This is a genomic window from Candidatus Cloacimonadota bacterium, assembly GCA_011372345.1.
Classification (GTDB): domain Bacteria; phylum Cloacimonadota; class Cloacimonadia; order Cloacimonadales; family TCS61; genus DRTC01.
Genome location: DRTC01000337.1, coordinates 1 through 3159, shown reverse-complemented (window position 1 = coordinate 3159; position 3159 = coordinate 1). Strand labels below are relative to the sequence as shown.

Below are 3159 nucleotides of genomic sequence, written 5' to 3'. Positions count from 1 at the left end.
TACATTGGCTTCACCACTGAATCTGGAGAGATATTAATTATAAAAAACAAAATTAAGAAATAAAGAATTAAAACAATAAAATCAAAAAATAACAAAAAGATTAGTCTGATATTAGACTAAACATTTTAAAAGATGGAGGAAAAAATGAAAAGAATTATCAGTTTATTAATTGTAATTGTGCTATCAACATTTCTTTTCTCTCAACAAGTTCCGAGAGACAAAGTAGTTTTAGAAATTGGAACAGGTGCCTGGTGCACTTATTGTCCCGGAGCAGCAATGGGAGCGGATGATCTCGTAGAAAACGGTCATGATGTTGCCGTAATCGAATATCATAATGGTGATCCTTTTGCCAACACTTATTCGGATTATCGCAACAATTATTACGGTGTAACAGGTTTCCCGACCGCTTTCTTTGACGGAGTGATAGATGTTGTCGGCGGCAGTCATTCCAATAGTATGTACAGTTCATATTTGCCGCATTATAATACAAGAATTGCCATCAATTCATCATTTACTATCGATCTTGATGTTCAAATTGTGGGAGAAGATTTCGTTGCTTATGCAACAATTGAAAAAGTTGCAGCAACTTCAAGCACGAATATGGTTCTGCACTTTGTTGTTACCGAATCCGAAATCCAATATAACTGGCAGGGACAGACCGAACTTAATTTTGTAGAAAGGACAATGGTTCCAAATCAGTTTGGGACAACTCTCGATTTTTCTCAAGGCGACATCATTAACCTGAATTTACCTTTCACTTTTAACGAAGAATGGGAACTGGAACATGCTGAATTTGTAGCCTTTATTCAGGACACAGATACAAAAGAAATTCTTCAGGGAACAAAAACAGCATTTGAAGGATTAGTTCCGATGTTTGGCTCGAATGTAATGGCAGGTCCGGCAAATTTAGGTGTTCAGTTTACCAGTTATTCCTTACCAAGCGATGGAATTGAGTCATGGGAATGGGATCTCGATGGAGATGGTGAATTTGACATTACCGGAGAAAATCCGTTTTACCTTTATGATACGCAAGGGACTTATGATGTTACTTTAAGGATCTTTGACGGAACAGAATATGCAGAAATAACTCTCGAAGATTATATCACGGTTACTGATGGATCAGATATCTCCGGCAATCTTTCAGGAGCATGGAATGCAGACAATAGTCCCTATTCAATAACCGGAAATGCAGAAATTGCGGAAGGAGATTTCCTCTCGATCGAACCGGGAACAGAGATCAATATCGATAATAGTTCTATTACTATTTATGGACTTCTAAACGCTGAAGGTCGTGATGATGAACAAATCATTTTTAGTTCCGATAATTCCTGGTATGGTCTTTTCTTTAATAATACAGAAGAAGATAATGTTCTCAACAATTGTCTGATTTCTGATGCTGCTGGAAGTGCAGTCGCGATCGATGATGCAAAAGTCGATATCATTAATTGCAGAATTTTCAATAATACGGGAACAAATACAGGTGCAGCAATAGATTTGAACAATGCTGATGATGTTCTAATTCATAATAATGTTGTCACGAACAATTCTAATGTCGGAACTTCAGGTGTGGTCAGGTTTACCGGTTCGATTCCAACTGTTACGAACAATATTTTCGTGAATAATTCGGGCACAACAGGTGGAGTGATCACCTTTAAAAATTCATCTGACGCAACTTTCTTAAATAATACGATTGCCAATAACCTTTGTGATACCGGAATGATCTTTATTTTTAGTTCTGCTCCCGTTTTTAAGAATTCAATAATTATCAATTCCGGAGAAATGTTCAACCTTATCAATGGAACTCCTGTTGTTGTTTATTCATGTATAACCGGAGGTTATGGTGGATTAGGAAACATCGATGCAGATCCTATGTTCGTAAATCCAAGTGATGGAGACGGACCTGATTTTGACGGTCTGTCCGCTTTATGGCACTTACAGGAAGATTCTCCCTGCATCGATGCCGGACATCCGTCTTCAACTTATAATGATGTAGAAGATCCTGAAAATCCCGGATATGCTCTTTATCCGGCAATGGGAACTTTAACGAATGATATAGGAGCATTCGGTGGTGATGGTTTTGCCGATTTTGTCGGAATTGAAGGAAACGATGAGATAAATGAATCCATTGTTCAAAACAGGATCAATGTCTATCCAAATCCATTCAATCCGTTTACCAATATTTCGCTTCGATTAAACTCACAAGACAGACAACTTCCTGTAAGTCTTGGAGTTTATAATATCAAAGGTCAATTAGTGAAAAGTATCATTAATAAAGAAACTGTGACTAATTATGTTTATCGCTGGAATGGAAAGGATAATTCAAACAAAACAACTTCAAGCGGAATTTATTTCATCAAATTGAAAACAAATTCATCTGTTGCTTTAAGGAAGATTATTTTGATGAAGTAACCCCATCGTCCAGATGGGAAAAAGAAATCGTGAAGGATAATAATTCTCTTATCAAAAAAGGAAAACCACAGGGACTGTGGTGTTACAGAGTCAGGAAAAACCACAGGGACTGTGGTGATACGGAAAAAAGGTAATGAAATGAAGTTTAGTAAATTGTTATCGATATCGATACTGCTTTTACTGATTTTTTCTATATTCTCAACAGGAAAAAGAAATAATACTGGAAAAACCTCAAATCGAGGAAAAACCGTTATTGAAGATTCTGAACGAAAGAAAATCTACTCGTGAATTCATCGAAAAGGAAATTTCAGATCAAATGCTGTCCAATCTACTTTGGGCAGCATTTGGAATTAACCGTCCGGAATCCGGAATGAGAACTGCTCCTTCAGTACTAAATCTGCAGGAGATCGAGATTTATGTAGCAACAACATCAGGATTGTTCCTTTATGCGCCAAAATATCATAAACTGGAACTGATTCATAACATCGATATTCGGGAGTTTACCGGAAATCCGGGAACTGATTTTCCCAAAACTGCTCCCATAAATCTGATTTTTGTGGCTGATCTTTCCAAATATGTGATGTTCGGCGATGATGAAACCTTGAAAAAAATAATGGTCTTTTCCGATGTTGGTTATATCAGTCAGAATGTTTATCTATTCTGTGCTTCTGAAAATCTGGCAACTGTCGTTTTAGGAGCTATCGATACTAAAACTTTAAAAGAAAAAATGAAACTGCGTGAGGAGCAACT

2 protein-coding genes are annotated in these 3159 nt (G+C 36.9%); both read left to right on the top strand.

Going from position 1 to position 3159, the window contains the following annotated elements; translation table 11 throughout:
- Positions 1–132: 132 nt before the first annotated feature.
- Positions 133–2409, top strand: coding sequence for a T9SS type A sorting domain-containing protein (locus ENL20_06450; protein ID HHE38195.1), 2277 nt, complete (start codon positions 133–135; stop codon positions 2407–2409).
- 214 nt (positions 2410–2623) lie between these two features.
- Positions 2624–3159, top strand: a 536-nt coding sequence (locus tag ENL20_06445; GenBank protein ID HHE38194.1) for a SagB/ThcOx family dehydrogenase, incomplete at its 3' end; no start/stop codon positions are given.

Excerpts from the sequence above, each read along its gene's own strand:
- ENL20_06450 (HHE38195.1), top strand. The coding sequence starts at position 133 with ATGGAGGAAAAAATGAAAAGAATTATCAGTTTATTAATTGTAATTGTG.